Origin of the sequence: Bacillus sp. FSL R5-0654, assembly GCF_038008745.1 — a bacterium.
Taxonomy (GTDB): Bacteria; Bacillota; Bacilli; order Bacillales; family Bacillaceae; genus Bacillus; species Bacillus safensis.
In genome coordinates, this window is record NZ_JBBOZV010000001.1 from 401,490 (window position 1) to 419,353 (window position 17,864).

The 17,864-nt window shown below is 44.3% G+C and carries 11 protein-coding genes; 4 read left to right on the top strand and 7 right to left on the bottom strand.

The window, feature by feature from the left end:
- Positions 1 to 7 precede the first annotated feature (7 nt).
- Positions 8 to 8,203, top strand: coding sequence for an amino acid adenylation domain-containing protein (locus NSS76_RS01970; RefSeq protein WP_341080382.1), 8,196 nt, complete (start codon positions 8 to 10; stop codon positions 8,201 to 8,203).
- A gap of 6 nt (positions 8,204 to 8,209) precedes the next feature.
- Positions 8,210 to 8,950: a thioesterase II family protein gene (locus tag NSS76_RS01975; RefSeq protein ID WP_257802899.1), complete on the top strand. Its 741-nt coding sequence runs from the start codon at positions 8,210 to 8,212 to the stop codon at positions 8,948 to 8,950.
- 37 nt (positions 8,951 to 8,987) lie between these two features.
- On the opposite strand, the gene NSS76_RS01980 is transcribed toward NSS76_RS01975, so the two are convergent.
- Positions 8,988 to 9,902, bottom strand: a complete 915-nt coding sequence (locus NSS76_RS01980) for a DMT family transporter (RefSeq protein WP_044332660.1) — start codon at positions 9,900 to 9,902, stop codon at positions 8,988 to 8,990.
- A 130-nt stretch (positions 9,903 to 10,032) separates the two neighbouring features.
- On the opposite strand from NSS76_RS01980, the gene NSS76_RS01985 reads away from it, so the two are divergent.
- Positions 10,033 to 11,370 (top strand): aminotransferase-like domain-containing protein, encoded by a 1,338-nt coding sequence (locus tag NSS76_RS01985; RefSeq protein ID WP_073203760.1) that lies wholly within the window; start codon positions 10,033 to 10,035, stop codon positions 11,368 to 11,370.
- Here NSS76_RS01985 and NSS76_RS01990 read toward each other — a convergent pair.
- The 6 genes from NSS76_RS01990 to tcyA form a co-directional block, all read right to left on the bottom strand.
- Complete coding sequence (locus NSS76_RS01990) at positions 11,367 to 12,059, bottom strand: 4'-phosphopantetheinyl transferase family protein (RefSeq protein WP_073203763.1); 693 nt, start codon at positions 12,057 to 12,059, stop codon at positions 11,367 to 11,369. The genes NSS76_RS01985 and NSS76_RS01990 overlap by 4 nt on opposite strands.
- 92 nt (positions 12,060 to 12,151) lie before the next feature.
- A complete protein-coding gene (locus tag NSS76_RS01995; protein WP_341080394.1) occupies positions 12,152 to 12,742 on the bottom strand; it encodes a hypothetical protein in 591 nt (196 codons plus the stop codon).
- An 82-nt stretch (positions 12,743 to 12,824) separates the two neighbouring features.
- Positions 12,825 to 13,469 carry a YczE/YyaS/YitT family protein gene (locus NSS76_RS02000; RefSeq protein ID WP_024427289.1) on the bottom strand — a complete coding sequence of 215 codons (645 nt, stop codon included), beginning with the start codon at positions 13,467 to 13,469 and terminating at the stop codon, positions 12,825 to 12,827.
- A 144-nt stretch (positions 13,470 to 13,613) separates the two neighbouring features.
- Positions 13,614 to 14,357 carry an amino acid ABC transporter ATP-binding protein gene (locus NSS76_RS02005; protein WP_024424287.1) on the bottom strand — a complete coding sequence of 248 codons (744 nt, stop codon included), beginning with the start codon at positions 14,355 to 14,357 and terminating at the stop codon, positions 13,614 to 13,616.
- 12 nt (positions 14,358 to 14,369) lie between these two features.
- The gene (locus NSS76_RS02010; protein ID WP_024424286.1) at positions 14,370 to 15,062 is read right to left on the bottom strand and encodes an amino acid ABC transporter permease; all 693 of its coding nucleotides are present in this window, start codon (positions 15,060 to 15,062) and stop codon (positions 14,370 to 14,372) included.
- Positions 15,049 to 15,864, bottom strand: a complete 816-nt coding sequence (gene tcyA, locus NSS76_RS02015; RefSeq protein ID WP_024424285.1) for a cystine ABC transporter substrate-binding lipoprotein TcyA — start codon at positions 15,862 to 15,864, stop codon at positions 15,049 to 15,051. The genes NSS76_RS02010 and tcyA overlap by 14 nt, the downstream gene beginning before the upstream one ends.
- Positions 15,865 to 16,409: 545 nt before the next feature.
- On the opposite strand from tcyA, the gene NSS76_RS02020 reads away from it, so the two are divergent.
- Complete coding sequence (locus tag NSS76_RS02020) at positions 16,410 to 17,843, top strand: amino acid permease (protein ID WP_081372049.1); 1,434 nt, start codon at positions 16,410 to 16,412, stop codon at positions 17,841 to 17,843.
- Positions 17,844 to 17,864 lie beyond the last annotated feature (21 nt).

Genomic DNA, 17,864 nt, shown 5'->3' on the forward strand with positions numbered 1-17,864 from the left:
AAGAACGATGCTAGTGAGTAGACGAAAAGGACATGCAGCAAATCATATCGTCAGAATCAACGGGAAACGGATAGATCTCAAAGCATTAGAGCAAGTCATGATGCTTCATTTTCCGCTAAAGGAATGTGCAATCATTCCGAAGAAAAATCAAGAAGGCAGTCTATCGCTTGTGCTATTTGCACAGGCGAAGGACGCTTCGTTGACAAGAGAGGATCTGAAGAAAGGTCCGCTTCATCCTCATGAAGTGCCGGCCGCTCTCGTCTTATTACCTTCTTTGCCAAAGACAGAAAGTGGAGCAGTCGACAAAGAGGCACTGTTTTCAATTGAAATCATAGATCAAGAGGAATTAAGAAAGATAGAAGAGCGCACCAAAGCTATAGATGGAGTAGAGGAAGCGGCCGCTTTCATTGAAAGTCAGTCAGAAAAACGCATGCCCTATCATCTAGATGACCTGTTTCCTGATCGACAGCGTACTCAAGGGAACGAACCGATTTCGAAAAGTGAAGCGGGCGAAGCAAAACCATCATCTCTACATGAGAAGCCGCCCGCACTTGTGTATGGCGGAGATGTGATCAAAAAACCAGGCACACCTGTCACACTGACAGAGGTGCTGATTCGATCAGCCTTTATGTCACCAGACCGCGGGGTGACTTATTTGAAAGAAGGCGGGCGTACGTTGACCCAAACATATCCTGAATTACTAACAAGCGCTGAACGGGTTCTGTCCGGCTTAAGGGCAGCAGGACTGACAAACGGTGATCAAGTGTTACTTCAATTGAAAGACCATCAAGATTTTATCACGGTGTTCTGGGGCTGTATTCTCGGAGGAATCATTCCGACCCCAGTCTCTGTGCCGCCTGTTTATGATGAAGTGAATCAAGGTGTGAATAAGCTGAAGGGCGTGTTTCAGCTGCAAAATGAACCTTTCATTATTACGAATGAAGCAAGTGCTGAGGACATTGCTGGGCTGCGTGAGACATTTGAAGCAAAGGTCGTGCCTATCTTAACAATTGAAGCATTGCTGGCGTATGAACCAGATGAACAGCATTATGAGCCAGAGCCGGATGAGCCTGTGCTGCAGCTGCTGTCTTCAGGAAGTACGGGTGTACCAAAGTGTATCCGTCATCATCATCAAAGCATTTTATCTAGAATTATGGCCTTTGAGCAGGTAAACGGCTTTACACATGAGGATGTGTCACTTAACTGGATGCCGCTTGATCATGTTGGTGGAATTGTCATGTTTCATGTACATGACGTCTACCTTGGCTGCCAGCAGATAAGTCCATCCATCGATCAATTTATCGAGCGGCCGATGGTGTGGCTGGATTGGGTAGAAACATACGGTGTCACAAGGACATGGGCACCAAACTTTGCCTTTTCCATGATGAATGAATATGAAGACGACATTCGTAAGGGAAACTGGGACCTGTCCACTCTGACTTATATCATGAATGCAGCCGAAGCAATTGTTCCGAAAGTCACGCAGCGCTTCATGCACATGATGGGGCAGCACGGATTAAGCCGTCATGCGATGGTACCTGCTTACGGTATGTCAGAAACATCCTCAGCCATTGTTCAGTCAAAGAAATTTATGCGGAACAGTGAACAGGATGGACAGCTGACGATTGATCAGACCTCGTTAACAAGTGAGATTGAATATGTGACGCACGATCATCCGAACAAGATGACGTTTACAGAAGTCGGCACGCCGATTCCGTCTGTATGGATTCGAATTGTAGATGAGCATCACGAGGTGCTGCCAGAAGATCAGGTTGGGCGCTTGCAGGTGAAGAGTCCAACAATTATGATGGGCTACTATCAAAATGAGGAAGCCAATCAAGAAGTATTTGCGGAAAACGGCTGGTTTCACACAGGGGATTTAGGTTTTATTCATGAAGGGCGTCTCGTTCTGACAGGTCGAGAAAAAGACATCATTGTGATCAACGGCGCTAACTATTTGAATTACGAAATTGAAGCGGTTGTAGAAGAGGTGGACGGGGTCGAAGTCACTTTTGCCGCTGCGTACGGCATTTATAATCCCGAATCAAGCAATGACACGCTTGCCGTCTTTTTTGTCTCACAAAGGGATTCAATAGAGGAACAAATCGCGATGATTCAACAGATTAGAGAGGCTATCATTCGAAAAATCGGCATAGAGCCTGATCACATCATTCCGGTGAAAAAAGACCAATTTCCAAAAACGGAGAGTGGGAAAATCCAGCGTGCCCAGTTAGGCGCAGCACTAAAAGATGGAGCCTTCCGTGACATTGAACAAGCACTGGATCTTGCTTCTGAAAATGAACAAACACTCCCAGACTGGTTTTTCAAACGCATGTGGGCTAAGGAGCATATCGGTCCAACTCAGCCTTTTACTGATCATGCACTCGTTTTCGAGGATGAAAAAGGGCTGTATCAATCGCTTTACGCCCAATTTGAGCAAAAGAAACAGCCATATATTTCTGTGAGAAAAGGGCATGAATTTTTGCGTCTGTCCAAAGGGATGTACCAGATAAATCCGAGAATCAAGGGGGATTACGTCAGGCTCGTTGCTGCACTTGAAGCAGATGAACTAAAGATCGGGCGTATTCTCCATCTTTGGAATGTGTCAGACAAAGAAGACATCGTTGATCCTGCGCAGTTCAAAGAGCTGCATGCCAGTACCAATCAATCCATTTTGTACTTGTATCAAGCCTTGAGACAAGCAAATAAAGAGCCCATCCGTCTTGTCGTTGTGACAAAAGGTGGTCAATTTGTGAAGCCTGAAGACGATCTTCATGTGGAGAAAACGCCGCTTGTAGGTCTGCTAAAAACCATTCCGCAAGAATGGGAAGGAGCAGAGGTGTCTCATCTTGATATTGAAGCGGAGAATGTAGAACAGGATGCCAAGCATATTGCGGAAGAATTGTCTGCGATTCATATAAAAGCAGAGGTGTCCTACCGAAATGGGGACAGGTTTGTACCAAAGCTGGAAAAAGTCGATATGATCGAAGCACCTCAAACAGAAGGTTTTTTAGAATATGAAGGTCTTTATTTATTAACTGGAGGACTTGGCGGGATTGGGTTTGAGCTGTCTAAGCAGATGCTCCAATTTGGCTTAAAGCTCGTCTTGATCGGACGGACATCTCTAGAAGACAGCTTGGAAAAGAAAGAAGCCTTGTCACAGCTAAAAGATGCTGGTGACGTCATTTATATCCAAGCGGATGTGACCGATTTACGTGACGTTGAACAGGCGATTTATGAAGCAGAAAAGCATTTTGGACAATCGATCCGGGGTGTGCTGCATTTGGCCGGTGCTGGTCATGTGTCTGAGCATTTTCAGCAGGCGGACAAGTATACACTGGCTCATACGTCAGAAGAGGATTTCACAAAAGAAATGTCAGGGAAAGCAGACGGAGCATGGGTCCTGCAGGAAGCCTTTAAGTATGATCCGACAGTACCGCTTGTCTTTTTTGGATCGGTCAATGGCTTTTTTGGCGGCACAACATTTGGGGCATATTCTGCGGCCAACAGCTTTTTAGATGGACTCGCGCACGCTCTCACCTTTCAAGAAGGAAGACGAGCAATCTCTTTGAACTTCAGTATGTGGGATAATCTCGGTTTGTCTAAGGGGCATACCGGAGCAGCTCTCACCGTTCGCAAGGGATTTCAATTGATTGGAAAGAAACAAGGTCTCCATTCATTATGTTTAGGTGTCCGGCTCAATGAAGCGCATCTATTTATTGGTCTGGACGGAGCAAATCCAGACATCGCCGGGTATCTTCAGCCAGCTCCAATACCGGTCTTTGAGAAAAAGCTTTTTTACACCATTCAGCCTGGCAAAGAAGTGCATGTTGAAGAGATTAAGAGCGTCGCAGAAGGCAAATGGGAGATTCAACAAGTACAGGAAATACCGAAAAAGCAAGATGGCTCTATTGATCATGAAGCACTCAAATTGAATCATGACAAAAACGGACAAAGCCTTGAAAAGCAATTGCCAGAAACGAAGACAGAGCAGCTTCTTGCCGCCATATGGGAGGACATTTTAGATGTAGATCGCGTGTATAAAGAGGATCAATTCTTCGACCTTGGCGGACATTCACTAAAGGCGACTCAAACCATTTCCCGGATCAATCATGAATTTTCAATGAAGGCGCCTTTAAAAATATTATTTGAAAGCAAACATCTGGCACATCTGGCGAAAATGGTTGATGACATCAAAGGGGCGCCAGCCGTTCAGGAAGCTAAAATTCCAAAGCTTGAAAAGCAAACAAGCTATGAGCTGTCACATGCCCAGAAGCGTATTTGGTTCTTATCCACATTAGAAAAGAGCCATCATTACAATATATTAGGTGCTTGGAAGCTGACAGGACCATTACACATTCAAGCATTAACAAAAGCGATTGGTCTTTTAACAAAGCGGCATGAAGCACTTCGGGCAGTATTTAAATCACTTGGCGGCAAGCCGGTTCAACTCATTCGTGAAGACCTTCCGCCATCTGTGACAGTGGCAAATTTCTCGTTATTTAATGAAAAAACAAGAGCGAGAAGGCTCAAGCAGCTCATTCAGCAAGAGGCAGAACGCGTCTATGATTTAGAAAGAGGACCTCTTGCGCAGTGGACGATAGTAGATATGGGCAAGGAGGAGTATTATCTCCTTTGCGCGCAGCACCACATCATTTCAGATGCATGGTCCCTCAGCCTGCTCATTCAGGAATTAGAAGTGGCATATGAAGCGCTGCTTGCAGATGAAACGCCGCAGCTCCCAGCCTTAGAAATCGAATGGACAGACTATGTACATTGGGAAAATGAACAATTAAAGCATCATCAAGAAGATCAAACCTATTGGCTCAATACGTTACAAGATGAACTTCCAGTTCTGGAGCTGCCGTTTGACCGTCCTCGTCCGCCGGTTCAAACATTTAACGGTGCTACAGAGCAAATCGTACTGAATGAACCGCTTATTCGCCGCTTGCAGGCCTTGTCCAAGCAGCAGGGCACGACGCTGTTCATGACGATGCTGTCCGCATACTACGTCCTGCTTCACAAGCTGTCCGGACAGACAGATATTATCATTGGATCGCCTATTGCAGGGCGGGATGCCAAGCAATCAGAGCAGCTTGTTGGGATGTTTGTGAATACACTTGCGCTGAGACAGGACGTCTCAACAGCAGAGACGTTCACTGATCTCTTGGAAAATGTGAAAGAGATGACGTTAAAAGCCTTTGAGCATCAGCATTACCCATTTGACAAGCTTGTCGATGATCTTTCGTTAGATAGAGATTTAAGCCGGTCACCTATTTTTCAGGCGGCCATGGGGTATGTCACCGATTCGCTCGATGTAAACCTTAAAGGGCTGACCAGTGAACATGTGATGGTCCATCATACAGTATCTAAATTTGATCTCACCCTGCACATATTTGAACAGGAAGAGCAGCTGTCAATTCATGTGGAATACAATACGGATTTATTTGAACAAGAGACCATCCAACGTTATATGAATTATTATCTCCATTTGTTAGATGGCATGACGGCTCAGCCTGAGCGTGCATTTGCTGATTATTGCTTAATGGACAAAGCGGAACAGGCGGCGATGATTCTAGGGAAAAATCAAACAGATACGCCATATCCAAAGCGTACGCTTCAAGAACTGTTTGAAGAGCAGGTGCAGCGTGATCCGCATCGTATTGCCTTGTCCTATATGGATGAGCACATGACGTATGAAGCCTTGGATGAGAAAGCGACAAAGCTTGCTGCTTACTTGCAGTCAAAAGGAATTGGACCAGGCTCCCTTGTACCGATGCTATTTGATCGCTCCTTTGACATGATTGTGTCGGTCCTAGGAATCGTCAAATCTGGTGCTGCGTATGTTCCGATGTCACCTGAATATCCTGATGCACGCATCCGTCTCATCGTTCGTGATACGCAAAGCGATGTGATCATCACCCAGTCTCATCTTGCAGATCGTCTAGTAGACTTTACAGGTACAAAGATTGTCATGGACAAGCCAATACCAGAAACAAATGCAGTGTATCAAAGAGAAGCATCGATCATAGGGGAAGACCAGATCGCCTATGTCAACTACACATCAGGCTCAACAGGTACACCAAAAGGCGTGATGCTCCCTCATGCAGGAGTTGTCCGCTTGGTTAGAGAAACAAATTATATCAAGCTCGGTCCAGATGATAAAATGCTTCAGCTCTCAAACTATGCTTTTGATGCCTTTACATTTGAATTATGGGGAATGCTGCTGAATGGCGGTCAGCTGATTCTGCTCCCAAAATATGCAGCACTGAATATGGACGAATTAACGCAGTTCATCAAAACGCATCAAGTCACAGCCAACTGTCTGCCAACCGCTTTATTTAATCGATTGGTGGAGCATGATCCAAAAAGTGTGGCAGGCTACCGCACATTACTCGTTGGCGGGGAAGCCATGTCTAGTGAGCATGCACGAAAGGCACTGCCGCATATGGAAGGTGTGCTCGTCAATGCTTACGGTCCAACAGAAAATACGACATTAGCCACAACACATCAAGTCACACACGTGCCAGCAGGTGCAAAATCAGTTCCAATTGGTGTGCCGGTGTCGAACTCAACTGTTGTCATACTGGACGATGCGCTCAACCCAGTACCAGCAGGAGTCAAAGGAGAAATTTATATCGGTGGAACTGGCCTTGCTAAAGGCTACCTTCATGATCCAGAGCGGACAAAGGAGCGGTTTATTGACAATCCTTTTCCTGAACTAAAGGGAGACAAGCTGTATCGTTCAGGCGACCTTGGTACATGGCGGTCAGATGGCACCATTGAATACCTCGGCCGAAAAGATCATCTAGTGAAAATTAGAGGCTACCGAATTGAATGCGGAGAAATTGAGACAGCACTGCTCAAGCATCCACAAGTCAAAGAATGTACAGTCATCGCCAAAACGTATGGCAGCTCAAAACGGCTGGCAGCCTACCTTGTGACAAACGGAGACAATCCTGTTCCGGGCTGGAAAGCCTTTTTGCAGGAAAGCCTGCCAGGCTATATGATTCCAAGTTACTTTGTCGTACTGGATGAAATGCCGGTGACAACGAACGGGAAGGTTGATCAAAAAGCACTGCCAGAGCCAACAGAAGCAATCTCTCTTTCCCATGATGACGACAAACCGGTCACCGAAACGGAGGAGCGGATTGTCGCAGCTTTCAAGGAAGTGCTTGGTGTGAAGCAAGTAGGTATGCATGACTCTTTCTTTGATCTGGGCGGCGATTCCATCATGAGTATTCAGGCTGTCGCCAAATTAAAAGAAAAAGGTGTTCGTGTTGATCCAAAATGGATTTTTATGCACCCTGCGCCTGCGCAATTAGCCGCACATTTGGACGCAGTACCAGAAGCCGCTGAGAACGTCGAAAGGTCTCCGAAGGACTACGTGATCGAGCTGAAAAAAGGTGATCCAGCCGAACCAAGAATATTCTTTGCACCGCCTGCTGGTGGAACGGTGATGGGCTATATTGATGTTGCTAAGCTCATGACACATCAAGGTGCTGTGTACGCCTTGCAGTCTCCTGGCCTATATGAGGATGAAGAGCCGCAATTTCTCCATTACACGGAGCTTGTGACCCTTTTTATTGAAGCTATTGAGACGTTCTACCGTCCGGGCATTGACTATCTTGCAGGGCATTCAATGGGCGGGCATCTTGCCTACGGAATGAATCAGCGGCTCTCTCATGCAGGAAAAGCACCGAAAGGACTCATCATTTTAGATACGGTGCCAGTGCTAAGAGATGAGGCAGATCAGGCACTTCATGCCGATATGAACGAAGAAGAAGTGAAAATGCTCGCACTTGTCCTTGGAATGGGGAACCTGGTCGGCATTCAGCCAGAAGCTTTACAAGGATTGAGCTTCCAAGAAGTGAAGCAGAAAATTCTCAAAGAGGCAGAAAAGGATGAAGTTGTTCATCAATTCATGAATGATCAATATTTAGATAAATATTTGCAAATGCAAACGCATAATACGATCATGTCACAAGCCATTGAATTAGAAAAAGAACCATTTCCTGTGCCATTTTATATTGTCCAAAGCAGTGATCACGCAAGCGATTTCCAGAAGAAGTTCGCAGATTGGGAGGCTTATACGAAAGAGTCGTGCTCGTATTACCACATCAAAGGCGATCATGTCACCATGATGAAAAGACCGCAGGCAGATGAACTGGCACGGATTCTTCAAACGATTATAAAGGGGTAAAGACGTATGAATCAGTTATTGAAAACCTTTGAAAAAAAATCAGATCTCATTCAACTTATATGTTTTCCTTTTGCCGGCGGATATTCCGCCTCATACCGTCCGCTCTTTGAACAGCTAAAAGACGTGGCCGAAGTCACAGCAGCAGAGCCCCCAGGGCACGGCACCAATCTCATGCCGCTTGAATCAAGCATTGACCGGCTGGCAGAGCTGTATAAAGAAGGACTTACGGACAAATTGAACCGCTCATTTATTCTGTTTGGACATTCAATGGGAGGGCTTGTGGTATACAGACTAACCCAGCTGCTAGAAAAGGAAGGAATTTATCCTGCAGCAGTGGTGATCTCAGCCATTCAGCCTCCGCAAACAAAACGGCAGATGCTGACACATTTATCCAATGAAGCATTTGTACAGCATATTGCCGAAATGGGCGGGATTCCAAAGGAATTACTAGAGAACAAACCAATGATGGATTACTTTACGCCGTCATTGCGTGCAGACTACAAGGCACTAGAAACCTTCCAGCACACAGATCAATCGATTATCGACACACCTGTTCATTTATTCAATGGAAAGCAAGATGAGAAATGCATGCAGGATGCAAGCGGCTGGTTAAAATGGGCAAAAACGATCGAACGCACCAATTTCGATGGAGGCCACATGTACATCAACACACACCTTGAGCCATTTGCAGAGCAGATGAGACAGGTGATTGAGCTTACAGCCAAGCAGCAATTGATCAGACATTAAAAAAGAAAGCGGCTCTCTATAAAGAGGCCGCTTTTTCTTATGAATGCTGTTTCTTCACCACATTCCCGCCAATCACCCCGCCAATGACTAGCACCCCTCCGAGGAGATGGTACCAATCAATCGTTTCGTGTAAAATGAGAACTCCGGCGGCGACCGTGATAAACGCGGATAAATTGTTAAAGATGCTGACCTTTGCCGCTTCTAGCTGCGAGAGTGCATAGTTTGATAAATATGCGGTAAGAAGAGATGAAAGAATACCTAAAAAGAGCATCGACCATACAAAGGATGCTTCTGTAAATGGACTGAAAAACTGAGGCAATGATCCATTGATCGAATGCCGGATAAGCGCGGCGGCATTGAAAAAGACAAAGCCAAAGAAGGTCATCACAAAGGTGAGTTCGATCACATGGAATCGTTTTGTAATCACTCTGGCAAACACACTATATGCACTGGATGACAAGGCTGAAAGTAAAATCAGCACATAGCCGATGAAGTGAGAATGCTGGACATCAATTCCTTTCATGACAAAGAGAAGCATTACCCCGCACACAGAAAGGAAGGTAAACAGCACTTGTATCCATGTCGCACGTTCCTTTAAAAACCAGGCTGCCAGCAGCATCGTTAAAATGGGAATCGTCGCTTGAATGATGCCAGCCTCTGAAGAAGATGTATACATCAATCCCCACACTTGAAAAGCAAAGAACAAAACAGGGTAAAGCAAGGAAAACGGTACGATATAAATGAGATCACGCCATTGAATGGATATGCGATACTTTTTTCGTAGAAACGGATACAGCAATAGAGCGGCTGCAAAAGAAACGGTAAAGCGGTGTGCCAATAAATCGATTGGATTTGCTGATTCTAATGCGATTTTGACAAACAAAAAGGAAAAACCAATGATAGAGGCGTATGCGATCGCGGCAGCATACGCTTTTTGTTTTGACATATTCATAACGTGCCTCCTTACATGAGCATGCATGCTTCAAATGAATTGACCGGTTCTGTTCTTCTATCGTAATCGGATCATCTAACGTGTACAATAAGAGAACATGATATCTGTACCGGTACAAGGAGGAAATGGCGTGAGGAAATATGATCAGCTTGTCTTGAGCTTAAAAGAAAAAATGGATTCTGGTGAGTACAGTGCTGGGATGAAAATTCCATCCATTCGTCACTTAGCGGCTCAATATGCAGTGAGTAAAAGCACTGTCATCAAAGCGCTAGACACATTGGAGCGTGAACATCTGCTGTATTCTGTAGAAAGGAGCGGCTATTATGTCGTGAAAACGAAGCAATCAGCAGGTAAGCAGGACAGCACATGGATTGATTTTGCTTCATCTGCACCTGATCCCGTTGTGTTTCCATATGTCGATTTCCAGCACTGTATCAACCAAGCGATCGATTTGTATCAAAATGACTTATTTATTTATGGCACATCCAACGGTTTACCATCCCTGCTGCCAGTCATTTCAAAGCGATTAATGGATTATCAAGTGTTTGCTCATCCAGAACAGATCGTCATGACCTCTGGTATTCAGCTCGCTTTATCCATTTTAAGCACCATCCCTTTTCCGAATGGAAAACAAACCATACTAGTCGAACAGCCGGGGTATCACTTATATCTCCAATATTTAGAGAAAAACCAATTGCCTGTGCGTGGAATTCAACGGACGGAAAAAGGGATCGATCTGATCGAATTAGAACGTATCTTTCGAGAAGAGGAGATTCGTTTTTTCTATACGATGCCAAGATTTCAAAACCCGCTTGGAACGAGTTTATCAAAACGAGAAAAAAGAGCGATTGCAGCCCTTGCTGAGAAATATGATGTCTACATTGTTGAGGATGATTATCTAGCAGATTTAGAATTCGATACAAAAAGAGACCCGATCTATTCATACGATCAGGCAGGAAAGGTTATTTATTTGAAAAGCTTTTCTAAAATCATCTTTCCGGGGCTACGAACAGGAGCTGTCGTTTTACCTGAAGAACTGATTACACCTTTTAGCGAACACAAACGGCTGATTGATATCGACAGCTCCATGCTGTCCCAGGCAGCTTTAGAAATCTATTTAAAAAGCGGGATGTTTGAGCGGCATAGAGACAGGGTGCGGGCGAGCTATCGAAACCGCTCCAAGCAGCTCGTGGCAAGTTTAAAAAATGATCAGAGCGCTTATCAGCTGGGAGAACAGGAGCCGGCTACCCATACACATGTACGAGTCGATCGATCGATTCCTGTGAACCAGCTGATTCAGCAGCTGAAAAAGGCATCTGTTTCCATTCAGCCAATTGACCGTAATTATCTGCAGGCCTATCAAAAGGATCCCATTCTTCAGCTGAATATCTGGCAGGTGAAAGAAGAGCAGATCACACGGGGAGTCGATCTATTAAAGACGGTAATTCAGCAAAGTACGCGTTATTAAAGGCGGGACAGTATATCACTGCAAGTAAGTCTCTCAACGCTTTCAGCCGCAGCAGACTTTCGTGTGCATACCGCCATTTGGTAGGCAGGGTCAAGTGAATATGTTTGAACAAGGCAAGGCGCTTCATGATCAGGTAATGTCAACGCAGCCTGTCCATCCTTTGACAGACGGGCTGTAAAGGACGAAAGCCCATAGGATAATCCTTTTCCAGTCAGCTTGATAAAGGCCTCCTTCATTGACCATAAATGAAAGAAATAGGCTTCCTGTCGTTCTGCTGGCTGTGAGAGTAAATCCTGATATTCATCCGCTGAAAAAAATCGTTTGGCAATCGCCAGATCAATAGGTTTGATCTCCTCAATATCAATGCCCACAGGTGCATCATCTACTGCACAAACGACCCAATTGCCAGAATGAGAAAGATTAAAATGAAAAGAAGGAAGATGCCGGACGACAGGCTTTCCATTGCCCTCTGTTTCAAAAACGATCTGATCCATAGGCAGCTCGTACATATCATGGATCGTTTGACGAACCAGCACTTCACCTAATAAGGTTCTTCTTGCATCGATCAAAAAACGAAAGCGTTCAGCGGCAGCTCGCTTTTCAGATGACACAAAGGGTTTCAGACGCTCTATTTGTTGTCGTGCATTGATTTCATCTAAGTGTTGTAATTGGATAGCAAATATCTTCATAACGAACCTCTAATTTTTTACATTGATTGTACCATTGGAGAGCGCCGTGCAAAAGAGTCCATTAACGTAAAAAGGCAGCGAGCCTCGCTGCTTTACGTCTGTTTCACGATGTGGACACCATTCGGATCAATTGTATTCATTTCATCAACATTCGTCATGTTCACGTCAAGCAGGGAAAGCCGTTCTCCTTTTTGCCAGTGAATGGGCTGATGCAAAGGTGATAGCAGCTGATCTACTTTAGGTGTCTGTGACAAATCAGGAACAGCAATTGTCATAGCGTGCAGCGCATCGGTTCCCGTTTCAATGACATCTGTACGCCGCTGTAACTCAAGCCTTAAACGAAGAGGTGTCGAAAGAAACGTTCTTCGTTCCCCAGCTTGGATTGGCCAGTTTAGTTCTTTAGCTTGTGCAAGCAGTTGATCATATTCTTCCTCTGAGACAAGAAAGCCGATGTGATCAAAAAGGACTTTTTTGCTATAGCCAAATGTGATATTGATCTGGCCTTTTCTCATTTCGATGATTCGAAAGGTCGGCTGCTCTTCTCTAAAATCTTCCCAAGTGAGCGGGGGATGAAAGGAGCCATCTTTTGTGAAACGACCTTTTACCTCAAAGCCTAGCGAACGATACGCTTGTTCTGTCTCTTCAACAAATGGTGTCCAGTAATGATAGTGGAAAAGCTGCATAGTCTCCATCTCCTGTGCGTGAATATTCTGTTTATTTACTTTAGCACAAGAAAAGCCATTCTAATTATAGAATGGCTTGTTCTCATCTAGTCAGGGTTTGAACAGGTTTTTCGGCTGTTTTTGTAATGAGCAGCTCCAGAAGCCGTGTTGATTGCGGCAAGGAGAAACGAAGGACAAGACCTGTGAAGATCGCAGTCAAAATCGTTCCAATGCCAATCGGTCCACCGAGCATCCATGCAAACAAAAGCACTGTTAACTCAATGCCATTTCGAACCCACTGTACGTTCAGTCCCGTTTTCGCTGAGATGAGCAGCATTAATGAGTCCCGTGGCCCAGCGCCAAGATTAGCTGAAACATAAATGCCAACGCCATATCCAGAAACAACAACACCTGTAATAAATACATATAAGGCCGGTAAATATCCGTGTGGCGCAGGTAATATCGCATTAAAGAAATCAATAAACACCCCAATCAGCACCATATTCAGTAAAGCGCCGATCTTTGGAAATGATTTCGTAAAAATAGAAGTCAGTGTCACAATAAGTGCACCAATAATAATGGACCATTGTCCAATTGTGAGTCCAAAATGCTGAAACAGTCCGTAGTGGAAAGCGTCCCAAGGACCAATCCCAAGGATCTTCCCTTTCACTGTCAGCGATAGTCCAAAAGCTAGTACGATCAACCCAACAAAATAAAAAAACCAACGTAAAAGATGTTCCCGCTTCAAAAGCATTCCCTTCTTTCTTAAACACTCGAGTTCCATCGTAACATACTACCGCGCCCCTTTAAATGGCTTTGTTCAATTGTAATCGCTTACTTTTAAAAAGATAAAAAAAGGCTGTCCTCACCACGTGAGAACAGCCTTTTTTCATCATACTGGATTCAAAATCCGGTTTAAGAATTGTTTTGTTCGTTCTTCCTTTGGTCGTTTGAAGATTTCTTCTGGAGGACCTTGTTCGACGATGACACCGCCATCAATAAAAATCACTTCGTCTGCTACTTCTTGGGCAAACTTGATTTCATGTGTGACAACTGCCATGGTCCAGCCTTCCTTCGCTAGATCCTTCATGACCTTTAAGACTTCCCCGACAAGCTCAGGGTCAAGCGCAGAGGTTGGTTCATCAAAAAGCATGAGCTCTGGCTGAATGGCAAGTGCACGGGCAATCCCGACACGCTGCTTTTGACCGCCTGAGAGCTGGAAAGGATACAGGTCTTTTTTATCTTCCAGACCGACCTTTTGCAAGAGCTGAATGGCTTCCTTTCGAACCGTTTCCTTTGGACGGCGCTGCACCTGAACAGGACCTTCCATCACATTTTCAAGCACTGTACGGTGAGGAAACAGGTGATAATCCTGAAACACCATTCCTGATTTCCGGCGTAACTTCAGGAGATCAGCTGATTTATTTTTTTTCGAAAAATCAATCGAGAAATCATCGAAGGTAAAGGAGCCGCCATTTGGTATTTCAAGTGCATTTAAACAGCGAAGCATCGTTGTTTTTCCTGAACCAGATGGACCGAGAATGGCCACAACCTGCCCTTTGTTGATCGAAAAATCAATCGACTTTAAAATCTCATTTTCACCAAAGGATTTCTTGAGACCTTTGACTGTTAGCATGTCGTTCCCTCCTTACCTTGCGACATATCGATCAAGTCGTTTTTCAATTTGATGCTGAACGAGCGATAGAATGAAGCAGAATACCCAATAGATGAGGGCTGCTTCCATATAAATAAACAAGATTTGATCCAAGTTCGCCGCAGCAATTTCCTGTGATTTACGGAACATCTCTGCCACGAGAATTTGGGAGGCAAGGGATGTATCCTTCACCAAACTAATAAATGAATTAGAGAGCGGTGGAATCGATACACGCACAGCCTGCGGTAAAATCACGCGGACGAGCGTTTTGCGATGTGTCATCCCAATGGAATAACCTGCTTCCCATTGTCCTTTTGGAACAGACAGGACAGATGCACGGATAATTTCAGACGCATACGCACCTACGTTTAAAGAAAAAGCAATAATGGCACTTGGATATGGATCAAGTGTGATATTAAATGTCGGAAAGAAATAGAAAATAATAAACAATTGCACAAAAAGCGGCGTTCCGCGAACGGCCGACACATAGATGGAGAAAATCCATCTGAGGGCTTTAATCTTAGACATTCTAGCAAGAGCTGTCACAAGCGCGATAAAAATACCAATAATAAAGGCAATGATGGCGAGGGGAATTGTATAATAAATCCCCTGCATCACCATTGGCCAAAAAGATTGCTGAAGAAGATCCCAAGGAATGACGACTCCTAGGATATTATTTTGTAACATCTTCACCAAACCATTTCTTAGAAATCTTAGCGAGTGTACCGTCTTTCTTCATTTCTTTTAATGCGCCATTCACTTTGTCAACGACTTCACCGCTGCCTTTTCTGAATGCGAAATACGTTTCTTGAGGATCTCCTGTTTCAAATGCAACTTTTAGGTTTTTGTTACCGCTTGTTTTCAAGTAATTCAATACAGCCAATTTGTCATTGAACGTTAGATCAGCACGTCCTTGCTGAATCAATTGAATGGATTGTGCAAGACCTTCAACGCCTTCAATCTTAGCGCCAGCATCTGTTGCTAGTTTATTGTAGTTACTTGTTAACGATTGTGCTGCTTTTTTGCCTTTGACATCAGATAGTTTCTTGATGTCGTTGTTATCTGATTTTGTCACAACAATAGCTTGAGATGTCGTGTATTTATCAGAGAAATCGTATTGATTTTCACGTCCAGTTTTCCCAACTTGGTTCGCTACCACGTCAAAACGTTTTGCATTCAGTCCAGCAAACATACTGTCCCATTGTGTTTCTTTGAATTCAGGTTTTAAGTCAAGGCGTTTTGCTACTTCAGTGATGACTTCTACATCGTAGCCAGTCAATTTATCTGTCTTTTTGTCATGGAAGGTGAAAGGAGCATAAGTTCCCTCTGTTCCGATGGTTAATACACCTTTATCCTGAATGGATTTCCAAAGGTCGCCTGATTCCTTAGACCCAGATTGTTTATTCGCGTTGTCGCTTGCACCAGATCCACATGCCGTGATCAATGCAACACAAACGCCTAAAATAATGGCAAAGAACATTTTTTTCATTTTATTCCCCACTTTTCTTGTTGGTATTTACAACATATGATCTTACAGAGAAGCAACCTAAAAGTAAAGCATTTGAAACTAGCTTGAGCGAATCTCACCAACTTTATGCCCTCAAACGGTCGAACGGACAAACGATAGAACTATACCCAAGTTAAAAGGTGAATAAAACCAAACACAAGTTCAAGATGATTAAGATAATTTGATTGGTGGAACGTGCTAAAAGCAGAATGACTTGTGACAAAAGTGATCATAAGAACTGTCTAAAATGAGACTTGAAAAGAATGAAGCGAAACCAGTGTGCAACGATAAAGTTTCAAGCTGGTTTTTTTGTGCAATATTTTAGATATATCGCATCCTATCAAATGACCAGATCCACCACATAGTTGTGCGAACATTACTAAAATAAAGACTTTGAGACAGTGACCATAGAAGGAAGCATATTTATTATAAAAGATGTATAATTAGTAGGTTGTTTTGAAAATGGAATGAATCACATGGAGACATGTTTTGATAACAGAGCATCTTAGAAGAAGGAGGGCATCATTGTGGATGTTGGACAAAATCAGCCCGAACAATTGAAAAGGGCGATGACCTCCCGCCATTTATTTATGATTTCACTTGGCGGTGTCATTGGGACAGGCTTTTTCTTAGGAACGGGCTATACGATTGGACAAGCAGGGCCAGTCGGAGCTGTTCTTTCATATATTGTGGGCGGATTGATCATGTATTTAACCATGCTGTGTCTTGGTGAGCTGTCGGTTGCACTTCCTGTGTCGGGGTCGTTTCATACGTATGCGACGAAATTTGTCAGCCCGGCAGCAGGTTTTGCTGTCGGCTGGATTTATTGGCTCGGCTGGGCAGCAACGGTCGCCCTTGAGTTCTTATCAGCAGGGCAGCTGATGAGGCGCTGGCTCCCGCAAGTGGATGTGTGGATTTGGTGTCTCATATTCGGACTCTGTCTTTTCTTATTAAATGCCCGGTCAGCGAAAGCGTTCGGGGAGTCGGAGTTTTTCTTTTCCACCATTAAGATTATTGCAATTTTACTCTTTATTGGCGTAGGCGGAGCGGCGATGTTTGGGTTTATTGAAACAACGAGCGGTGAACCCGCCCCTTACTTCAGCCATTTTGTGAATGACGGGCTGTTTCCAAATGGACTGCTTGCCGTTGTGGTCACGATGATCACGGTGAATTTTTCGTTTCAAGGAACAGAGCTGATCGGGATTGCGGCAGGAGAAAGTGAAAACCCTGAGAAAACCGTTCCCCGTTCGATACATCAAACCGTATGGCGTACACTTGTCTTTTTCGTCTTATCTATTTTCGTCTTAGCAGGTATGGTGCCTTGGAAGGAAGCTAGTGTGCTGCAAAGCCCATTTGTTACTGTGTTTGAGAGAACGGGTATTCCTTTTGCGGCAGACATCATGAACTTTGTCATTATCATTGCTTTATTATCTGTTGCGAACTCTGGCTTGTATGCATCAACGAGAATGCTGTATTCCTTATCGAAGGAAGGAATGGCAGGAAAAGCATTTAGACGCGTCAATCAGCGCGGTATTCCGATGAATGCCTTACTGCTCACCTTCCTATTTACAGGGATTTCGCTGTTATCCGGCTTCTTTGCAGAGAAAACGGTATTTGCCTGGATCGTGTCCATTGCCGGCATGAGTGCACAGACAGGCTGGATCACGATTACATTATCACAGCTGCTTTTCCGTAGAAAATATTTGAAAGCAGGCGGAAAGCTGGAAAACTTAAAATTTAAAACGCCTCTTTATCCGGTGCTGCCGATCATTGCGATCACACTGAATACCATCGTATTGGTCAGCCTTGCCTTTGATCAAGAGCAGCGCATCGGGCTATATGTTGGTGTACCGCTCATGATCATTGGGTATATTGTCTATCACCGCTATGTGAAAAAGCATCAGGCGAAAAGTGAACCGCTGAAGCTGCAAATTCATGGAGATGATGAGATCCGGTTTTAAAATCAAAAAACACTAAATGTA

Excerpts from the sequence above, each read along its gene's own strand:
- NSS76_RS01970 (WP_341080382.1), top strand. The coding sequence starts at position 8 with ATGCTAGTGAGTAGACGAAAAGGACATGCAGCAAATCATATCGTCAGA.
- NSS76_RS01975 (WP_257802899.1), top strand. The coding sequence starts at position 8,210 with ATGAATCAGTTATTGAAAACCTTTGAAAAAAAATCAGATCTCATTCAA.
- NSS76_RS01980 (WP_044332660.1), bottom strand. The coding sequence starts at position 9,902 with ATGAATATGTCAAAACAAAAAGCGTATGCTGCCGCGATCGCATACGCC.
- NSS76_RS01990 (WP_073203763.1), bottom strand. The coding sequence starts at position 12,059 with ATGAAGATATTTGCTATCCAATTACAACACTTAGATGAAATCAATGCA.
- NSS76_RS01995 (WP_341080394.1), bottom strand. The coding sequence starts at position 12,742 with ATGCAGCTTTTCCACTATCATTACTGGACACCATTTGTTGAAGAGACA.
- NSS76_RS02005 (WP_024424287.1), bottom strand. The coding sequence starts at position 14,357 with ATGCTAACAGTCAAAGGTCTCAAGAAATCCTTTGGTGAAAATGAGATT.
- NSS76_RS02010 (WP_024424286.1), bottom strand. The coding sequence starts at position 15,062 with ATGTTACAAAATAATATCCTAGGAGTCGTCATTCCTTGGGATCTTCTT.
- tcyA (WP_024424285.1), bottom strand. The coding sequence starts at position 15,864 with ATGAAAAAAATGTTCTTTGCCATTATTTTAGGCGTTTGTGTTGCATTG.